The organism is Bradyrhizobium sp. B039 (assembly GCF_038965675.1).
Lineage (GTDB): Bacteria > Pseudomonadota > Alphaproteobacteria > Rhizobiales > Xanthobacteraceae > Bradyrhizobium > Bradyrhizobium diazoefficiens.
The window spans coordinates 7,471,021-7,489,545 of the sequence record NZ_CP152416.1; the positions used below are offsets into that span (position 1 = coordinate 7,471,021).

At 58.4% G+C, this 18,525-nt stretch carries 13 protein-coding genes and 1 pseudogene; 10 read left to right on the forward strand and 4 right to left on the reverse strand.

What is annotated here, in order from left to right:
* The first annotated feature begins 196 nt into the window (after positions 1–196).
* The 5 genes from AAFG50_RS35450 (at position 197) to AAFG50_RS35470 (ending at position 5,894) form a co-directional block, all read left to right on the forward strand.
* On the forward strand, positions 197–595 hold the full coding sequence (locus tag AAFG50_RS35450) for an ABC transporter substrate-binding protein (protein WP_014497820.1): 399 nt from the start codon (positions 197–199) through the stop codon (positions 593–595).
* A gap of 344 nt (positions 596–939) precedes the next feature.
* Positions 940–1,296, forward strand: coding sequence for a hypothetical protein (locus AAFG50_RS35455; RefSeq protein WP_231166580.1), 357 nt, complete (start codon positions 940–942; stop codon positions 1,294–1,296).
* A 1,478-nt stretch (positions 1,297–2,774) separates the two neighbouring features.
* Positions 2,775–3,137: a hypothetical protein gene (locus tag AAFG50_RS35460; protein ID WP_014497821.1), complete on the forward strand. Its 363-nt coding sequence runs from the start codon at positions 2,775–2,777 to the stop codon at positions 3,135–3,137.
* A gap of 963 nt (positions 3,138–4,100) precedes the next feature.
* A complete protein-coding gene (locus AAFG50_RS35465; RefSeq protein WP_011084811.1) occupies positions 4,101–4,346 on the forward strand; it encodes a hypothetical protein in 246 nt (81 codons plus the stop codon).
* An 822-nt stretch (positions 4,347–5,168) separates the two neighbouring features.
* The gene (locus AAFG50_RS35470; protein WP_014497822.1) at positions 5,169–5,894 is read left to right on the forward strand and encodes an outer membrane beta-barrel protein; all 726 of its coding nucleotides are present in this window, start codon (positions 5,169–5,171) and stop codon (positions 5,892–5,894) included.
* 347 nt (positions 5,895–6,241) lie between these two features.
* Here the strand turns inward: AAFG50_RS35470 and AAFG50_RS35475 are convergent, their stop codons facing one another.
* Positions 6,242–6,361, reverse strand: a complete 120-nt coding sequence (locus tag AAFG50_RS35475) for a LuxR C-terminal-related transcriptional regulator (RefSeq protein WP_018646991.1) — start codon at positions 6,359–6,361, stop codon at positions 6,242–6,244.
* A 1,263-nt stretch (positions 6,362–7,624) separates the two neighbouring features.
* Between AAFG50_RS35475 and AAFG50_RS35480 the strand changes: the two genes are divergently transcribed.
* Together AAFG50_RS35480 and hemN are read left to right on the forward strand one after the other, a co-directional pair.
* Positions 7,625–8,341, forward strand: coding sequence for a sulfite exporter TauE/SafE family protein (locus AAFG50_RS35480; RefSeq protein WP_011084806.1), 717 nt, complete (start codon positions 7,625–7,627; stop codon positions 8,339–8,341).
* Between the two features lie 1,642 nt (positions 8,342–9,983).
* Positions 9,984–11,321, forward strand: coding sequence for an oxygen-independent coproporphyrinogen III oxidase (gene hemN, locus AAFG50_RS35485; RefSeq protein ID WP_018648293.1), 1,338 nt, complete (start codon positions 9,984–9,986; stop codon positions 11,319–11,321).
* 408 nt (positions 11,322–11,729) lie between these two features.
* On the opposite strand, the gene AAFG50_RS35490 is transcribed toward hemN, so the two are convergent.
* Positions 11,730–12,248, reverse strand: coding sequence for a hypothetical protein (locus AAFG50_RS35490; RefSeq protein WP_011084803.1), 519 nt, complete (start codon positions 12,246–12,248; stop codon positions 11,730–11,732).
* A gap of 414 nt (positions 12,249–12,662) precedes the next feature.
* On the opposite strand from AAFG50_RS35490, the gene AAFG50_RS35495 reads away from it, so the two are divergent.
* The 3 genes from AAFG50_RS35495 (at position 12,663) to AAFG50_RS35505 (ending at position 15,646) form a co-directional block, all read left to right on the forward strand.
* Positions 12,663–13,019 (forward strand): hypothetical protein, encoded by a 357-nt coding sequence (locus AAFG50_RS35495; protein ID WP_161966254.1) that lies wholly within the window; start codon positions 12,663–12,665, stop codon positions 13,017–13,019.
* 507 nt (positions 13,020–13,526) lie between these two features.
* On the forward strand, positions 13,527–15,134 hold the full coding sequence (locus AAFG50_RS35500) for a carbohydrate porin (protein ID WP_223153702.1): 1,608 nt from the start codon (positions 13,527–13,529) through the stop codon (positions 15,132–15,134).
* A gap of 131 nt (positions 15,135–15,265) precedes the next feature.
* Positions 15,266–15,646, forward strand: a complete 381-nt coding sequence (locus AAFG50_RS35505; protein ID WP_011084799.1) for a transposase — start codon at positions 15,266–15,268, stop codon at positions 15,644–15,646.
* Positions 15,647–16,082: 436 nt separating this feature from the next.
* Here the strand turns inward: AAFG50_RS35505 and istB are convergent, their stop codons facing one another.
* Together istB and istA are read right to left on the reverse strand one after the other, a co-directional pair.
* The gene (gene istB / locus AAFG50_RS35510; RefSeq protein WP_014497900.1) at positions 16,083–16,892 is read right to left on the reverse strand and encodes an IS21-like element ISBj11 family helper ATPase IstB; all 810 of its coding nucleotides are present in this window, start codon (positions 16,890–16,892) and stop codon (positions 16,083–16,085) included.
* A pseudogene (gene istA / locus AAFG50_RS35515) lies at positions 16,889–18,438 on the reverse strand (IS21-like element ISBj11 family transposase). Before istA ends, istB begins: the two are co-directional and overlap by 4 nt.
* Positions 18,439–18,525: the final 87 nt, after the last annotated feature.

An 18,525-nucleotide genomic window follows, 5' to 3' on the forward strand; every position in this document is an offset into this window, starting at 1 on the left:
TCGATCCGCGTCCCTGACGCCTCCATCGCTCTTCCCAAAAGGGCTTGATCCGCACGTAACGTCAAGTTGTAGATCTTACCGTAGTTGGCGGCTCGCCCGGCCAACGCAGGTTTGCCCAGCAAGCAACGCCTGTCTACAGGCGTGGTTGACTACAACCAGTTGCGGTTCACTTCAGGTGAGCATTGGAAGCTCTACAATGGTAAATAAGCGGCATGCCTCTCTTGCGCCTGCGGCGCTTCTCTTCTGCGCTCTCGTCGCTCCGTCTGCGCGCGGCTCTGAAATAAAGATCGCCGTGGCTGGCCCAATGACCGGAAGCAGCGCTGCATTCGGCGCGCAAATGCGCGATGGTGCGGCTGCGGCGGTCGAGGTCCTGAACGCCTCAGGCCAGCTTCCCGATAATGCCAAAACTATATTGAGCGTCGCTGACGACGCCTGCGACCCTAGGCAAGCTGTCGCAGTCGCGAATAAGCTCACGACAGAGCGGATCCTGTTGGTGGTTGGCCATTTTTGTTCCTCTTCGTCGATCCCGGCCTCCGACATCTACGCGAAGCTGGCATCGTCCAGGTGTTACCAGGCTCGTCAACTCCTCAACTAACAGAGCACGGCCTTGAGACTGTCTTTCGGATCTGCGGCCCGACGACCAACAGGGAGCCGTTGCCGCCGAGTACATTCACACGAATTATCGCCTCGAGAAAATCGCGGTGCTGGACGACAAGAGGACTGCTGGCAGGGGGATTGTCGACGTGGTTGAAGCCCGGCTTCATCGATTGGGACGGCAGGTGAGCCGGCAAAGCTATGTTGCCGGTGAAAGGGGCTTCAGAGCCTTGCTCTCAAGAATGGAGAAGGACCGGCTGCGCGTCGCCTATATCGGCGGCTACCACACCGAAGTCGGATTGTTGGTACGCCCAGGCAGCAGAAGCAAAAGCAGACCTCACGGTCATGGCGAACGATCCGCTGATGACCTCCGAATTCTGGGCCATTACCGGCAGCGCTGGGAATGGCACATTGTTTACCTTCATGCCCAACCCCGCTGGGAACGCCAATGCTGCCAGTGCGGTCGCCGGACTCAAAGCTTCCGGGCTGCCCGGTGAAGGCTACACACTATACGCTTGTGCCGCTGTGCAAGCCTGGGCAGAGGCGGTGAACCGGAGCGGCTCCTTCAATGCTGACCGGGTCGCCAGCGCGCTTCGTTCCCGACCGATCGACCGGTTCGACAAAAGGAGGGACAACTCGGCTTCTGGATTTTTGGTTTATCGCTGGCGCGACGGTCATGTCGAGCGTGTCAAGAAGTACTGATTTTCATGCAACGCAGCATTCCCCACGCGAAGTATCTCGAATGATGAGACGCCCTCAGAACGTTGTCGCAGCAATGCTCGCTAGCGCTTTTATATTCGCTGCTTTTGCAGCGTTTTTCGCGCTCGCTGCGGCGCTCGCAGAGCTACCGAGCGCCGCCCTGCCGAAGGTGCTACGCCCGATGATAGACAAATAGCAGCCCCCTTGTCTGATCCCGTCTGCAGCACTGGCCTCGGAGGCGGCCATTTACCGTTCTGCTAGGTTTGAAGGCATGCCCCTTATGCAGCCAGTGATCGAAGGTTGAGGACTAGGAAAGCGAAGCTAACGATTCTTTATGGACAAGCACGGATTTTGTTGGAGGCGTTCGCCTTCTGTCAGATTCGTGCCCGACCAGCATCTACGCATTCTCTAGCCTGGATTATATCGCGCAATCTCAGATCCACGAATGGAAGAGACAGCGGGACGGCACGAAGCAATCAGGCCCACTACCTAGACTATAGCCGAGTATACGGGTAGCGAGAGCTGGTGGATAGCCGGCGCCGGGATGCATGTCTCTCTTGGCCGCGGGGGCACCAAGGTTTTGGCGTCCAAGTCAACGCTACTCGTTCCGCTACTTCGTGCGCTCTCAAGCATGGCGGGTCATCAGCGGCTCAGCCGCCTGCCCGGGCATTCCCTATGCTTCCTAGCCCGGATAGCAGGAGAACCAATCAACCGGCTCCGATGAAGGCGGTGAGATTGCTCGCCTGCGCTATCAACGAACTGGATGCATCCCATCAACACTTTCTATTTTACTAATTGAAGCCAAACACCGCATAAGTCGATCGCCGGCTTACGGAAGGCAGTGTTCACGAATGTCGCGTGATAATGGATCACTTGGTCGCAGAGCAAATCACGTGCTTCTTGGCTGCTTCGAGCAATGTTTGACGGCAAGACACGTGGGGGCACGAATGCAGTGCGGTGACCAGTCGCAGTTGGCGCGCAATCTACACGACGTTGCCTGCCCCTTTGGGCATGATACTTGATTGCTCTAAGAAGACAGCTATCACGCACACTCGGCGATGGTAAATGCCTCCGCAGCGTAGAACTCGGGCAGGTGAGTTGGCCTTCGCAGGGGTGCGGGCTGGACCTTTCGCTCTGACCAGGCGGGTCGCCTCAACAGTCCGGCGCTGTTGCCGCGGCTCCAAGCAGAGCAGTACAATCAGCTGTGTGGCCCCGAACAGAGTCACCGCTGTTGCCGAACGCACTGGGCGGCTCGAGAATCCATTCAAATCCCGCGCCATCGGCAACGCTTTTCGTTTTTCCCTAGACGCTCATTGCACTTTTGCAATCCTTTCGCGGCACATATGTGCCCCCTCTTCCAGGGGACCGGAAGCGCCTCCTGTGCAGCAGTCATTTGTCCAGCGAAGCGTCCGCCGTTTGGCGAACGGGAAACGATACCTCTACTCCGCCTGTCTTGCATTTCACCACTTTGGAGAAATACCGTGGAACTTGACCCTTCCAATTCACGCATACAAAACCTCGAGGATCGCGTCGACCTGCAACTCGACATCGTGGCTGGGCTCATGCGCGAAGAAGGCAACGAGCTGGAAGCGATCCGATTACTTAATGCCCTCATAGGCCAAATGATCACCGCGGAACTGGAGCTCGGCCAGCTTGGCGATACAAGAACCGGCCACGGACGAATGCGATTGTCGCAAGACCGTGGCGTTTACCACCCCGAGGACCTTCAGATTCTGGGACGCCTTTTTGATCAGACTGTGGCGGCATTACCGGCCGCGCTGCGGACTTCCGCCAATCGATTGACGATCGCCAAGCTCATTCTTTCACGTGCGGCAGCGGACTGAGATTTCATTTGCGCTTTTTGGAGATTGATGGCGTTGAGCGGACGTTTATGGCTGGGCTGACAGTTACACTTAGGCCGCACACACCAGGGATCGACATTTGCTGTTTATGGGCTCACCGTCCGTAAGCGCGCCGCTTCCGCTGGCCTTTCATATGGCAACAGTTCGCCACCACTTTCGAAATCAGGCTTGCTCTATCTCACGCCGCCGGCGACGCATTCGATCTAGCTGGGCCTTGCTGTCCCTCGACGCCTTTCACGAGCTGCAAGTATCCAAAGCTCGGAAGCGCGCCGCCGATCCCACGCTGCGCCGGCTTTCCTACGCAACTCCGTATTGAACCCACACCGACGGCGCCCGGCCCTTCTTTGCCAAACGACTAAGAATCCGCCGTGGGGAAAGTGCAATTGCCCTTGCATCTCGTTCCCTCTCTTAGGCGCCTGACCGGTAACAAACACCACGGCCGGAGCAGAAAGCCACGCGCAGGTGAATATCACACGGCAATAGGCGTCGAGACTTGTCGCAAAGCAGACAAGTCTCATCCGGAACAGGCTACATCACCCCAAATCCGACGTCACAAGCGCCATTGCGGTTTGAACGCTTCTTGAGAGTGGGAAAAGAGTAGGCGGCCTTTTTCATCATGCTGGGCTTTAACCGCAACCCGTGGGGGCCGATCTTCCGAATGAAGGAAAAGCCACAATTTGGTGACCGACCAAGAGGCCCACGACGGCAATGAAGGGCACGACAACTCGTACTCGCTTCACTCTTTTCAGAATTTCTTCGAATTGCGCGGGCATTACGGCGTTCGGTCATCGCAACTTCAACAAGCATCTATATCCTCTCCTGAAGTCCCGGGAGTAGCGTGGAAGAGGTTGAAGAGCAGATGTCTTTCGTGCTGAGACACGCAACACAATCCGGTTGCTTTTGAGAAGGTACTTCCTTGTATCAGGATGTCGAGGAGCGTTAGAGATGGATCAGATCTTTTCCGAGCAGGTGCAGGTGCCAGATGCCGTTGTGAGCGTCGCATTTGACAAGGCTTGGAGCTTTGTCGAGAAGGATCCGCTGCTGGCACATAATCTGAAGGCCGTCCTTCATAGCCGATTGCGCACTTACCTCGAGTGCTCGATAAGAAACGGCGAACGGAATGCTTTGAATCTGGCCAACGAGGCGATACGCAACTTGCGGGCTGAACTGGCACCGTCGACCGGGCAATGACTCGCTTGTGCCTATTGCGGCGAGAGCATCCGGCGCCGTTAAGGCATTTAGGGCGCCTCATACGGTGGAAAATTCGGGCCAGTGCGTGGTCGAGCAGACTTTTCTCTAATCATGTGCGGCCCCGCTGAAACGAGAGCGCTCGAGAAAGCTGTTGCCTCTGCAGCTCCTCTGGCGGCCGAGACCAGGAAGCTGAACACCAGGCCCAGACGGCGGCGAGACGGGGCGGCCGCGCTGGTATTCGCTCGCGCCAGGAAACCGACCACGGTGACCTTGAGCTCGGCACGATCTTGCGCAACTTCAAGCAAGAGCACTGTCTAGCACGCAGTGGGCTTCCCGACCCATCAATCAAGGTCGAAGTTGACGGACCATCGAGCTAGACTTGTGGTCGTTCCAGAGCCAAAGCGATCGAGCCTGCAATCGATCGGCATCGCGTTGCTCGCGATTGCAAGCGATAGCACGTCCGTGTTGCCGGAAGAATGACCTTAAGCGCCTGAGGCGTGCCATCGATCCAGTACTGTAAGTGCGGCTGGGCGTTGCCGCAGCTTAGCGACGGAAGGAGCCGAACACCTTTTGGCTTTGCTCCGCGTCGCAGGTGATCATGAACGATCATTTTCAAAGAGGATGATCCGCGCGAGGCGACCACTGCCGAGCCACAGCGTCTCGGTAGAAGCAAAGCAGCGGAAACCGCGAGCTCCGCAATCTGACGCCGCGGGCGATTGGGCACGTTTCTTTCCAAGACATGTTGTGCGCCAGTTACAGCAATTCGCGTTCATGTTGTTAAACGGCACGGTGCCTGGGGCACCTAAAGGAAACAACACGCGAATGAAAAAGATTCTTATTCTGACTGCATGCATCGGCGCACTCTGTGCGGCCGCCCCCTCATTCGGCACGGATCTGGCCGGGCAGCCCGTCAAGGTCAAGGCGGCACCGCTGCCGGTCGCGGCCCCGATTATCGATTGGTCCGGCTACTATATGGGCGCAAACGGTGGCTGGGGAACGAGCCACAATTGCTGGGATTTCAATGGCATCACTTCCGAGGGCTGCCATAATTCGACTGGCGGTACCGTTGGCGGCCAGATCGGCTATCGTTGGCAAATCTTCAACATGGTGTACGGCCTCGAAGGCCAGGGCAACTGGGCCGACTTCCGCGGCTCCAATGTCAGCACCGCCTTCCCGACAGACACCGTTGGCACCACGACAGATGCATTCGGCCTACTCACGGGCCATATCGGATACGCGTTCAATGCTGTGCTCCTTTATGGCAAGGGCGGTGCTGCGGTGACCAGCAACACCTATTACGTCAACTCGGTGGCAACCGGCACCGAGCTTGGCAAAAACAATGATGTGCGTTGGGGTGGCGTGCTGGGCGCCGGTGCCGAAGTCAGCCTCACGCCGAACTGGTCAGCGGGCGTCGAGTATAACCACTTGTTCATGCAGCGCAGCAACATAAGCTTCCCAGCGGCCCTTGGCGCGGATCGCGCGCACCAGGACGTCGATCTCATCACGGCACGGCTCAACTACAAGTTTGGCTGGCCGTTCGCCAGATAAAGATCTCCACGCGTTTGGATGAATCGGGACCCCGGCCCGCGGTCGGGGTTCTTTCCTCAGCTGTTCCTCTCCCTAGACCCCTGTCCGACGTCCCGAGCAAGCGGTGCGGGCTCATCTGAGCAAAGAATCACCCGCTGGTGGAGAGAGCCATGCTCCGACCAGTGAGCATTAGATCGGCCGATTCCACATCTTACCGACCTTACGAAGCCCCAGAACCTCACCCAGCGCGAGATGCAGACTTGCCCAAAGGAGGGTTATATCTGCGAGTTCACCGAAAGCACCGTGCTCAACTTGCCAGAAGCTGGAAGCCAAAGATGTGACAGTTGGCGGTCGTTCCTCAATTGAATTCAAAGAACATCGAGGCGAATAGCTATCGCGACTGCTTGAATCCGGCTGGTCGCACCCAGCTTTCCCATCGTATTCTTGACATGAAAATTGACTGCATTCTCGCTGATTTCCAGGATCATCCCAATTTCCCATAACGATTTTCCTTCTCTGACGCCATTGGCCGCATTCGTTGCTCTGCCGGCGACTGCGCCAGGATGATCGCATCGTCAAACAACCGAATAGCGTCATCATCCTTGCTCCGAGGCGATCGACAAAGTGCTCGCTGATGGCGAGCTGGCGAACTCGGAGATCATCGCCTGTCGTCCGTGCGGATCGACTCCATGCGAACACAAGGATGCTCCATCTTACTCATGCCGGCAGTGATAGAAGGGCCGAGGGCCCCGGGACTGTGCTGGCGACAAGAACCGAGCGCACGCACGGCTAGATGCTTGGGTCGGTTTAGCTTGCATGGCGAGAAAACGCAGTCGCGTCCGAACGGTGCTTCGCTTTGTCTCTCGGGCGAGCACGAGGAGATCTTGGGCTCTGAACTACACGTAAGGTAGAGCACGCACCTTTCAGTGCGAGACTCGATCTGCGTCTTGTCAGTACCAATTCCCTGCTTTGAGATGAAGACAACAGAAGTGTCATCTTTTTTCCCAATCTTGCGAATCATCCATCGCTAACCTGTCGCTGATTCTCGGCGTGTGACAGCGTCGGTGACGCGATCGATGAGCTGAACGGAAGATCCGATGCAGACGCCATACTCCCCGCATCGTTGTCCGGCATTTCATCGGGCCCGTCCGGCAGGCCCGGTACAAACGAACCGAACGGACAGAAATGGGCCACGTCAAAAACGCAACAAGCGATAGGCGCAGTCGCGAAACCTGTTTGATGCGGAAGACACTTTGCATGCGCATTCCAGAAGGAGAGGCCCCCGGATCGGACTAGCAAGTGCCATACCAACTGTTGATTTCGCCAAAATCAATCGTCGCAAAAGGACTTCGAATGCGGACGGTTGGTTGCGAGGTAGGTGCCTCGAAGCATTCATGACATGGGGAGGGAAGGCGACAGTACCATTGCGAGCTGCGGCACGGGGTAAGCTACAGCAACAAATGCAGCTCACCTCGGCAGCTCACCTCGGCCGCCCCCTCGAGTGCCGTCCTCTCAGGGCCTCAAACGCCCCCTATTGGGGCCCAGTCAACTACCAACCTCGGCAATTGATGGGAGGGTCCACACATGGCACTCGCTAAGGAACTTGAACTGACTACACCTCCGGCCGCACGATTCCGGCGAACCGCTTAGATCCGCCCCGAGCGGAAATACAATTAGGCCGCACCAGATGCACGAATCATGATGGGCTTGCTAATAAAACGGGCGAAGATCGTCGCCAAGATATGTGAAGCATGACTTCCCTGCTCTTCGCGATCATCTCCCTGCTATATGCGAGCGTTGGCCAGGCTGGCGGGACTGCATTCCTCTCGCTAATGGCTTTTTTTGGTATGTCATCGACAGAGACGCGCCCCACGGCGCTTGGTCTCAACATTGTCGTCGCGGCTTATTCTACTTGGCTGTTCAACCGCAACAAGGTCGTTGACTGGACAATCCTGCGCCCTCTTCTCTTTTCGTCAATGCCAGCGTCGCTTGCCGGTGGCTTGATTGTGCTCGAGGAGCACATGTACAAAACACTAACCGGACTCGTTCTTCTTCTGGCGAGCGCAGTGATGATCATGCAGCGGGGACGAGCTGTCGATCGCGTCGGCGAAATTCCGCTCCGGGAAAGCGTGAGCATTGGCGCGGTCCTTGGCCTCGTTTCTGGCCTGACTGGGGTGGGCGGCGGTGTGTTCCTCGCCCCGACGCTCATCGCACTGAATTGGGCATCACCGAGGCAGACCGTCGCGCTATCACCCCCTTTTATCCTGGCCAATTCCACAGTCGGCTTCGTCGGAGCTCTTTTCACCGGGCAATTTCCCTCTCCGGATTTGGCTCTATACGCTATCTTCACGCTGGCGGGGGCGGTCGCTGGAGCAGTAATCGGCCTGAAATGGTTGAGCCAGACAGCCATCAGATTCATACTGGCGGCCGTTCTGCTCGTTGCCGGCATTCAATTGGTTCGCGCTTAAAGTGGAAACGCGCATCTTTCATGCGGGCGATCCCAGCGCGGTCAGATCGAAGTACAAGGTTTCTGCGAGCCGCGGCTCAAGCCTGGTCCGAGCGCCTTGCCCAACACTGAAAGCCGCCAACACGATCGCGAAAAGCCGTAGGGTCGAGCGAGGGTGAGGCGGATCCGAGCGCGCTCCGCATCGTCCTGAGGCGGACGGTCAGTACTAGATCGCATCCGATTCGCGCTTCCAATCGACCTGCAGGATCAACGTCGGGCAGGCCGGGCGAGCAAACGAGGCGTACGCCGATCTCGGCTATGGCCTGGCGCGACGCTTCAATCAAGCGTGCCGGACGAAGAGCACCTGATCGATGGCGATCCGGCAAGCTCTCACTACCCTGAGGACCGCGCCAGGGTGCGCATTCGACTTGGTTAGGAGCGATAGGGCGATGAACTCTCAATATAGTATTTCTGCAAGGCCGCGCAATCTCCTTTCTCGCGCGCGTGTGGGCTGCGTCCTCATGGAGAATATTACGAAGATGATGTCCACGCTCGATTGGTTTTCGAAACAGACACTTTATCGATCCAGTGTGAATGGACTGGAACGCCAGGATGCGAATCCCATTTTCTGTAATCATGAGGCACAACCTTACACCCCGGCTCCTGCATACATGGCCTCCAGCTCGCAGCGTAGGAATGTTTTGTGACGGGATGATCGACGCCTCACCAGGCGACTTATGTGGAACCGAATCTGGAGGTCCATCGCATTGATGCGACGCCAATGAAGACTCGCTGCATAGATATGCGATCTGGCCGATCAACAGCTGCAACGGCGTTATCAGAAACAAAACGCCTCAACCGATGAAGCAGAATAGAAAGTACAGCAAATCGTTCCGAGCTCGCGTTTGCCATCAGCACGACGTCCAACTCGTTGTGAGTTAGTGACATGTATTTGGATCTGAACGAGACGCCGGCGAACCAAGGCGTCCCGACGCACTTTGCCGGGGGCGTGAAGTGCGCCGGGGCCACCCCAACATCATCAGTACATCCGTGATGATGCTTGCGGCAATGAGACAAGCAGCGTGGCGGAATTGAGGCTCATTGATTTTATGCTGGAAACCAAAAAAGTTTTTCGTGAGCTGCTACAAAAGACTTGAATCGCACGCAGCGTCACGTGCTGCAATCGCACATCGCACATCGCGCTCTGCTCTAGCAAGTCACTTATCTCCGTGACGCTCCGGCCTTGAACGGGAGGCATCCGTCGATTGCGGAGCAACCACGTCGGCCTTTCCTCGGAAGTCCAGCAACAAGCTCAGCTGCCCTGCTGAGGTTTTAAGATCCCTGTTTCCGTCGCAAAAAGGCAGCACGCCAGGGGGAATGCGGAAACGACGCTGCCCGATGAGCGATTGATACTGCGCACGGCTAGTCGCGGTACACCGCGCTAATTCGAGCGTCCTCGTAGAAATTCATATGCCACCATAAACGTCCGAATAATTGCGGACGAGCGGCGCTCACTTCCAGGCATGAACCCCAACGCTGCGTTTGGCCGTGACGTCGAGAGCAGGCCAGATCTCAGGAACCGTTAGACGCGTTTGACATAACGCAAAGACATAACAGTGGGCATCGGTCAGCTTTATGCCGCTCGACCATGAGAAAGTTAGGCTTTGCAGACGTCTCTCCTGAACAAGTATTGCGACGCTCGCCTGCCTTGGTACACCATATACCCGACCGTGCCGGATTTCTCCGCGACCGTCGGTGCCAAGACTTGTGAGACATGGTTGAGGCGGCTGCCGCCCGACGATCCCGTGTCGCTATACATCCAGGTTCCGTTCTGTCGTGCTATCTGTTGGTATTGCGGCTTCCCTACAAGCCTCACTCGCAGCGAGCGACCGATCCGCAAGTACTTGGCGACGCTGCATGCCGAGATACGTTTGGTCGCAGAGCAAGCGCCTCGCGCGCTGCCGGTAAGCGACGTGCATTTCGGCGGCGGGACGCCGACTACTATTGCACCGGCCGATTTTCTCGCCTTGATGGCACTCCTGCGACGCTGCTTCGCGTTCAGCAAATCAGCTACCATCGCCATAGAAATCGACCCACGTGCGTTCACGGCCGAGATGGTTGAAACATTACAAGTGGCCGGCGTCAATCGCGCGAGCATCGGCGTGCAAAGCTTCGACGGGGTGGTTCAGAGGTCGGTCAACCGCGTCCAGAGCGAGGTGCAGACGGCGTCTGTCGTCGAAAGCCTTCGCCAGCATGGGATAAGCCGCATCAATTTCGACCTCCTCTTCGGACTGCCGCATCAGACGGTGCGATCTTGCGTGGACTCTACACGGACGGCTCTGGCCATGCGGCCAGACCGGCTTGCAGTTTTCGGCTATGCTCACGTCCCCTCCTATATGAAACGTCAGCGCCAGATCGATGAGACGGCGCTGCCGGATAATCTCGCCCGCGCCGAGCAAGCCGCGGCTATCGCAGATACGCTGGTCTCGGCTGGCTACCGCCAGATCGGGCTCGACCATTTCGCCCTGCCCAACGACGAGCTCGCGCTGGCGCAGAAAGCCGGTCAGCTTCGCCGCAACTCCCTGGGCTATTCGGCTGATACCTGCAAAACCGTGATCGGCTTAGGTCCGTCAGCCATCGGCCGTCTGCGTGAGGGTTACGTTCAGAACGAGAGCGCAACCGCTTCCTATCACCAACACATTCAGGCTGGTCGTCCGGCAACCTCAAAAGGCTACTGCCTCTCCCCCGAAGATCGCCTCCGCGCCGCAATTATCGAGCGTCTGATGTGCGATTTGCAGGCCGACGTACCAGCGATCTGTGCTGCTCACGGATTTGATCCAATTCCTCTTCTCAATTCGGCCGACCGGCTGGGAATGCTCGCCGAAGACGGGATAGTGGACATTGAAGAGGGATTCATTCGGGTCAAGCAGGAACACAGGTTTCTCGTTCGTGCTGTTGCTGCCGCATTCGACACCTATCTCGACCGTATCCCTATTAACTAAGCCGCGCATGTGAGCAGATCTCAAACATTTAAGCTCTTCGCGACGGAATGATCTGAAGAGGCACCTCCGGCAGACAGGCCAGATTTCGAGGATGCAGCGGCGGTGTCATGACAACGATCTTTCAGATATGGCCTCAAACCGGGAGGGCTGACTAAAGGGAAGCTGATTTGAAGGAGAAGCGCAGCGGATTCCGCCGTTCAGGGCCACGGCTCGATCATGCCGAAAGGGCTCTGCCCCACCTCCCCTTGACTGCTCTTGATGATGGTGACGGCCTCAGCGACGTGCCGCTGGAGACGCCGGCGCCCGCACCAGCTTCGGGAAATTTACGGCTGGAGGCAGCTTTGCGAAGCTACGGTCCACCTCCTCGAGCACAGTTGGACACTCGACGACGCCTGCAGCGTCCCAGACTCAAGGCTCGGCTGTCTTCGGTCCGGCGATCACTGGCGCGCCTCCGACGGAAACAGGTCCCTGTGGTTTGGACCGCCCGAAGCGTTTCCTGGCGGCGCTCGAAACAGCCCGGGCTGGCGACAAAGGAGGCTCGGAAGCAGCAGAAGGGACAGGTGTTGAACTCTGCAGCGCATCGATCCGCGAAGTCAGTATGGTGATCTGATCCAGGACCCCTTTGAGGACATCCCGCTGGGCATCGATCCGGCGGTTGAGTTCTGCGATCTCATCACCATTTTTCTGCTGTGCCCACTTTATCTCGGACAAGGATGCCCTGTCCTCCGGTGGCAGGCTCATCGTTGAAGCGACTTCGCTGCTTTCCGGCGTCTCGACAGGCTCTTCAAGGTTAGCCCAAAGCCAGGCGCTAGCAGCACACGAGCCGACGAGGATAAGCGGGAGCACCAAAACCGGGAGAATCCGTCTTGACGGCCCGTGCAAGAGCGGCCGCAAGTCTGAAGCGGCCGCTTGATCAATCAAGTCCATTGTCCCTCGCTCAAGATCTCGTTCCAGCAGGCTTATTTTGTCGACGCGATAGCTCGCGATGCTCCCGCGTTCCAGGAGCTGCCAGCGTCGACAATAATCAATCTATGGTGAGCTTCCCGATCGGCTGCGCCTACTCCTATGAAACGCTCCTTCTTGAGCAACGCGACAATTTGCGCGCGTTCTCAATGATAGCGCCACCAGCGAGCAATGGTTCTCGTCGTAGTCGGCGATGGCGCAGCATTCTCTCATCATTCAGAAGAACCTTGCAGATTTTTTACCGTGCCCCGGCACGAATGCAAACCGTCCACTGATTCCTGCAAGTGTTCGATGGAGCCCCGCCTCACGCATTGCCCAGACCAGCAACCTCGTCTGGGACGCGCCACGTAAGCGCCACGGCTGATCGGCCGAGCCGCAATGGCGCGATTGGACCGGCAAACATTGCACCTGATCAACTACCAGTTCCGGCAGGTTGTTCGAGATGACGGGCACGTGGCAAGCGTAACCAACGAACGCCGCGCACATCAAGGTTTTGGATGCAAGACAGGTTTTGCCGCGCCGACGGCAGAAAGCAACTGCTCGCCGATATCCGCCAAAGCTGCTCGATGGCTGATTCCTCCGGTCCCCTGGGCTATCACGTTGGATGTTGTGGTGTGGTTGCCGCGCGCGCAAATCCAAAAGCTCTTCGGCCTTCAAGCCCGCCGATCGTCTCGTGTTTCGGTGACAACGATACCAATGAAACGCTTCGTGAAGCCAAGCCTCTTGCACGGCTAGCCTTGCTTTCGGGTGGCTGCCGTTTGGTCCAGAAAGCCGCCTTCGATGCAGATGCGCACCACCGCCAGACTCGCCTGACGCACAGTGAGCAAGGTGGACATTCGCAACGCTTTGGCGGCCAGGACAGAACGCTCCGCGCGCTCGTGAGCATTTGCCGAGCCAGCGCTCTCCGCTGGCTCTGGGCGCACCGGCGTCACGCACAACCAAAGTTTCGGACCAGATCATCCTCGCGCCGCGAGCTGAGAGGTTCAGGAAGCCTGAGTGGCTCTGTTCGGATAGATCGAGTTCTGGCTCGTCCCCCTCCCCCACGGACGCGAAACGACAGCCGCGATGCCGCTTGCTCGTCATTGCGAGGAGCGCTGGCGACGAAGCGATCCAGACTGCCACTGCGGGGGGGTCTGGATTGCTTGGCTGCGCTTGCAATGACGATGTGGAAGCAGGCGCGTGCCACACGCCGCCGCGAGCTCACTTCGGGCCAATCAGGCCGCATATTCATGGCCGGCAGACATGGACCCGAACTACGCCATGCGTGATTGCCTTCTTGCGACGACCTCGCCCCGGACATACTCGGCTACGGCAGCACTTTCTTTCAATTTAAGACCAAGGGGCAAGCAATCTGGGCTTGCTATCGCACTTTCGCTAGCGGCTTGTCTGGTCGGCAATCCCGTACTGGCACAAACCGCGAGCGGACTTGATCCTAGTAACCACCCTGTGGATCAGGCCAGCAAAAGAGGAAAGACTTCCGACCGGGCCGCAAAGCTCCCGATCGACCTGATCTGTCAGGCAATCCGCCCTCCTGCCCCGGCGCGAGCAGCAGGTCCCGGAGTGCCTTTGGAGAAGCGCGGCAATGCGGACAGGGCTGCTCAGACGAGACCGCAAAAAACGATCGATCCCTTCCAAAGGTACGACAATCTGCGGGAAAAAGGGTTGTGGTTCCCCATCCCTGGTCCTGCAGATACGATTGATCAGGACAAGGGGGGCGTTAGATCTGCGCTGGCGGACGTCGGCATCGGCTATATCGGGTGGACACATAACTCCTTTGCAAGCAACCAGCTACCGCATGCAGCCAGAAGCACTATCGCAAACCAGCTCTATATGGGCCAGAATCCGACTTTCGCGTCGGCGAACTTCATGATCGTCACCTACGATCTGAGCCGGTTTGGCATTGCCGACGGACAGATTGTCGTAGGGGCCGAGCAGCAATACTGGACGTGGGATCGCCCAGGGCCAGATCGGGTGGGACTCAATACGCTCGCCTACTACCAGACTTTCTTCAACAGGACACTAGAACTCAAACTTGGCTACCTCAGAAACCAGAATGAATTCACCGGCACATTGTTCGGAGGAATCACAGGATCGAACATGTCTGCCTTGTTCCAGGCTGGGATGAGCACCAATGCCGCGCCCACGCCAGCGGCCAACTTGAAGTACAATTTTGACGCTCGCTTGTACAACAAGGTCTCCGTCCAGCGCTCAATCAGTCCAGATGGTGCCTATGCCCATATAACCGAGAATCCCACCGGCTTGAAATGGAGCACGGCCAATGCAGGCATCCTTCTTGTCGAAGAAGCCGGCTACAAGAGCAAGGCTGCTCCCGGCGTACCCGACACGTGGCTGCGGGCGGGCGTTGGTTTGAACAGGAGCCGCTACACGAATTTGGCGGATCCCAAGCAACAAAGGGAGAGCGGAAATAATTTTCACTACATCGCTGCGGACAGGCAGCTCTGGCAGAGTGACGCCCTTGGGTCGCCGTCTCGCGGCATCTACGGCGGCTTCTCCGTCATGGGAGCTCCACCTGAGCGCAACAGGATCAGCCGGTATTACGAGCTTCGTCTTTATGCAAAGGGACCTTTTGATAGCCGGCCCAGTGATCTGATTGCTCTCGTGGCGACCAACACGGCCTGGAGTAAGCTTGCAGTGGATGCTGCTCTGGCAAAAGGCCAGCTTGCGCACCGCGATAGCACAGCAGTCACGGGAACATACATCGCGCATCTCGCTCCGGGGATATATGCAAGCGTCGGACTGTCATACATTCATTACCCGACAATCATCACACACACGCCCCAAACGGAACACGCGCTCAATCTGTTGATATCTACGTTGATATTCTTCTGATCATCGCAAGCGCCGTTCTGCTCCGACGTTATCGTGACGCATGGGACCGAACCCTACCACGGCAAGTCGGCTAAGCGTGACAGAAACGAGAGCGCGACCTTCGACCGAGCAACGAGCACCACTTTATCGGCATGGGGAAGGACCTGGACGATCGTAAGCTCGGGGGAAACCAGCGAGCGGAAGGCATGGAGCAAGGGCGAATCGCGGGCATCGATTGCGATTCTGATCTTATGACCTTATTCGCGCCCGTGAATTCCGCAACCTTCACCAAAGAACCCAATTGCATGAGACGAGGCGGTCTCGCGGGCGCCGGCATCACCGCGTTGATGAGCCGCGAGGCCGTTTGCTACGACAATGCCCCGATGGAGAGCTTCCTCCATACACTGGTTCGTCATCGCAACCATAACCGCGCCGACGCCCAGCGCATTATCTTTGCTTTCATCGAGGGCTTCTACGAGCCGAACCCGGCTCCATTCCGCAATCGATATATCGCCCGATCGAGATGGAGCTAAAAGCCGCTTAAACCCCTCCACTCTTTCGGGGAAGATCAGACTGCCCTAAATTTAGAGCCGAGTCATCTGGATCGACGGATACTGGCGACGGTATGGATTGATCATCGAGCAATCGCCAAAGCTCCCCTGGAGAGAATTGCTCTAGATCGAAACTAAGCCCTTCTGGACCGGCGGAGAACGACGGGGCAGGGTGTTGGCGCAAGTCATCCTGCAAGTCCTTTTCTAGTCGCTGAAGCTCCTCTGAGGGGACGGAGACGGGGGACGGCATGGATTGATTATCAAGCAATCGCCGAAGCTCCCCTAGTATAGCGCGACGATCTGGGTCGGAAGAGCGCGGCGATCAGGATGGCGAGTCAGTGTCGCGGCGCGATGATGATCGCCGCGATGATTGTCGCGCGCAAGAGTTTTGTTTGCTTTGATTGTCGCGGAGCGTCAATCAAGCGAGCGTTTTTTGTGTCGCGTGCTCCGGTGGCCGCCCTGGACCACGCTTTCGCTCGAGGGCAGTCCGCCTGCGATAGCTCTCGACGTTCATCTCGACGATGGTGGCGTGGTGAACAAGGCGATCGATCGCCGCGAGGGTCATAGCTGGGTCCGGAAAGACCTTGTTCCATTCTCCAAAGGGCTGATTGGCGGTGATCAGCAAAGAGCGTCGCTCGTAGCGTGCGCTGATGAGCTCGAACAGCACACTGGTCTCGGCCTGGTCCTTGGTGACATAGGCAAGATCGTCCAAGATGACGAGATCGAAGCGATCGAGGCGGTTGATGGCGCCCTCGAGGTTGAGCTCGCGGCGAGCCACCTGGAGCTTCTGCACGAGATCGGTGGTGCGGGTGAACAGGACGCGCCATCCGTTCTCGATGAGGGCCAAGCCGATTGCTGCCGCCAAGTGGCTCTTGCCTCCACCGGGCGGACCAAACAGCAGCAGATTGGCGCCCTTGCCGAGCCAGCCGTCGCCGGCGGCGAGTGCGGTCATTTGCGCCTTGGAGATCATCGGCACGGCCTCGAAGTCGAAGCTGTCAAAGGTCTTTCCGGTAGGCAGCCGCGCCTCGACGAGATGGCGCTCGATGCGGCGGCGGCCGCGCTCAGCGATCTCGTGCTCGGCAATGGTGGCGAGGAAGCGCGCCGCCGGCCAGCCTTCTATATCGGATTGCTCGGCAAATTGCGGCCACAGCGCCTTGATGGCGGGCAGCCGCAGCTCGTTGAGCAACAGATTGAGGCGCGCGGTGTCGACTACGTTGGTTGTGCTCATGCGGCGCCTCCGATCTCGGCGGTACCGATGAGGCATTCATAGGTGGCGAGCGGTGCGAGGCGTACCACGACGTTCGGCACCTGGGCGGGATCCGGGGCGAAGTGAGTACGTAGCCGGTTGAGGTCGGGCAGCCGGCCGTCGTTCAGGTCAGCCGTGAGCTGATTGGCGAGTTCGGCCTCGCAACCGCGCTCATGGGCGAGTGCGAGGAGATCGACCATGATCCGGCAGGCCTTCTTGTCCGGTAAGCGTTTGCGCAAGACGTCGAAGGCTCGGCGGTAAGCTTCCCGGGGGAACAGCTGGTCGCGGTAGACCAGGTTGAGGAGCGCCATCGGCTTGCGCCGCAAGGAATGGATCACGTGCCGATAATCGACGACCTGATCGTGCTTGCCATTGGGATGCGGCCGCCCGCGCGGCAAGGTGAGGAGATGCGTGCCGCCGACAAACACGTCGAGGTGATCGTCATACAGGCGCACCCGCAGCCGATGGCCGATCAAGCGCGACGGCACCGTGTAGAACACCTTGCGCAAGGTGAAGCCGCCGGACGACGTCACGTGGACGATCACCTCTTCATAGTCCGACGTGCGGCGGTCCGGCAGATCCTGAAGTGCGCTACGTTCACTGTCGATCCGCTTGGCGTTGCGGGCATTGCGGCGGCTGGCGATCTCATCGATGAAGCCACGATAGGCAGCTAGATCGTCGAAGTCGGCGGTGCCACGCAGCAACAGCGCGTCGCCGATCGCTCGCTTGAGATGACCATGCGAACTCTCGATCGCCCCGTTCTCGTGGGCGATGCCACGATTGTTGCGGGAAGGCCGCATGCCGTAATGGGCACAGAGGTCTTCGTATCGCCGCGTCAGATCGTCTTTGGCGTCGCGGTCGAGATTGCAAAAGGCGGCCGACAGGCTGTCGGTGCGATGCTCCCGTGGCGCCCCACCGAGTGACCACAAGGCATTCTGCAGGCCTTCGGCCAGAGCGACGAAGCTCTCACCGCCGAGCACGACATGGGCGTGCTCAAACCGGAATAGGCCAGCCGGAAGTGATAGAGACGATGGTCGAGCGGTACGCCCGCGATCGTGACACCCAATTCGCCCATGTCGGTGAAGTCGGACAGGCCGCGCTGACCGGGTTCGTGGGTCTGGCGGAAGATGACCTCCTGCTCCTCGCCGTGGATCGCCCGCCAGGCCCGGATCCGGCGCTCCAGCGTGCGACGGATGCCGGCGCCGAGCTCGGGATGGCGTCGGAGCAACTCCTCGAAGATCGTGACCGGCCGCACACCGGGGGCGGCCTTCAGCATCGGCGCGATATCTGTCTCAAATACGCGGGCCAAGGGATCTGGCCGGCGACGGCCGCGGGGAGCCTTCTTCTGCGACGGAAGGCGTCGATCCTTCTCGATCCGGTAAGCGGTCGAGGTGCTGAACGAAGCCTTGGCGGCGGCCACGGGTGGGCTATCGGTCTGACGGTACTTCATGTAGAGCCTCATTTGGTGATCGGTAATGTGTCGGCCTGGCACGCGAGTGATTCCTCTTGGCGGAAGAACCACTTGCATAACCAGCCGGCCGCGATCACCAGTCGGCGCGGTCCGCTGTGGATCGCGCCGACGCCGGGCTCGTAACTCCGGTCGGGCTACGCCCTC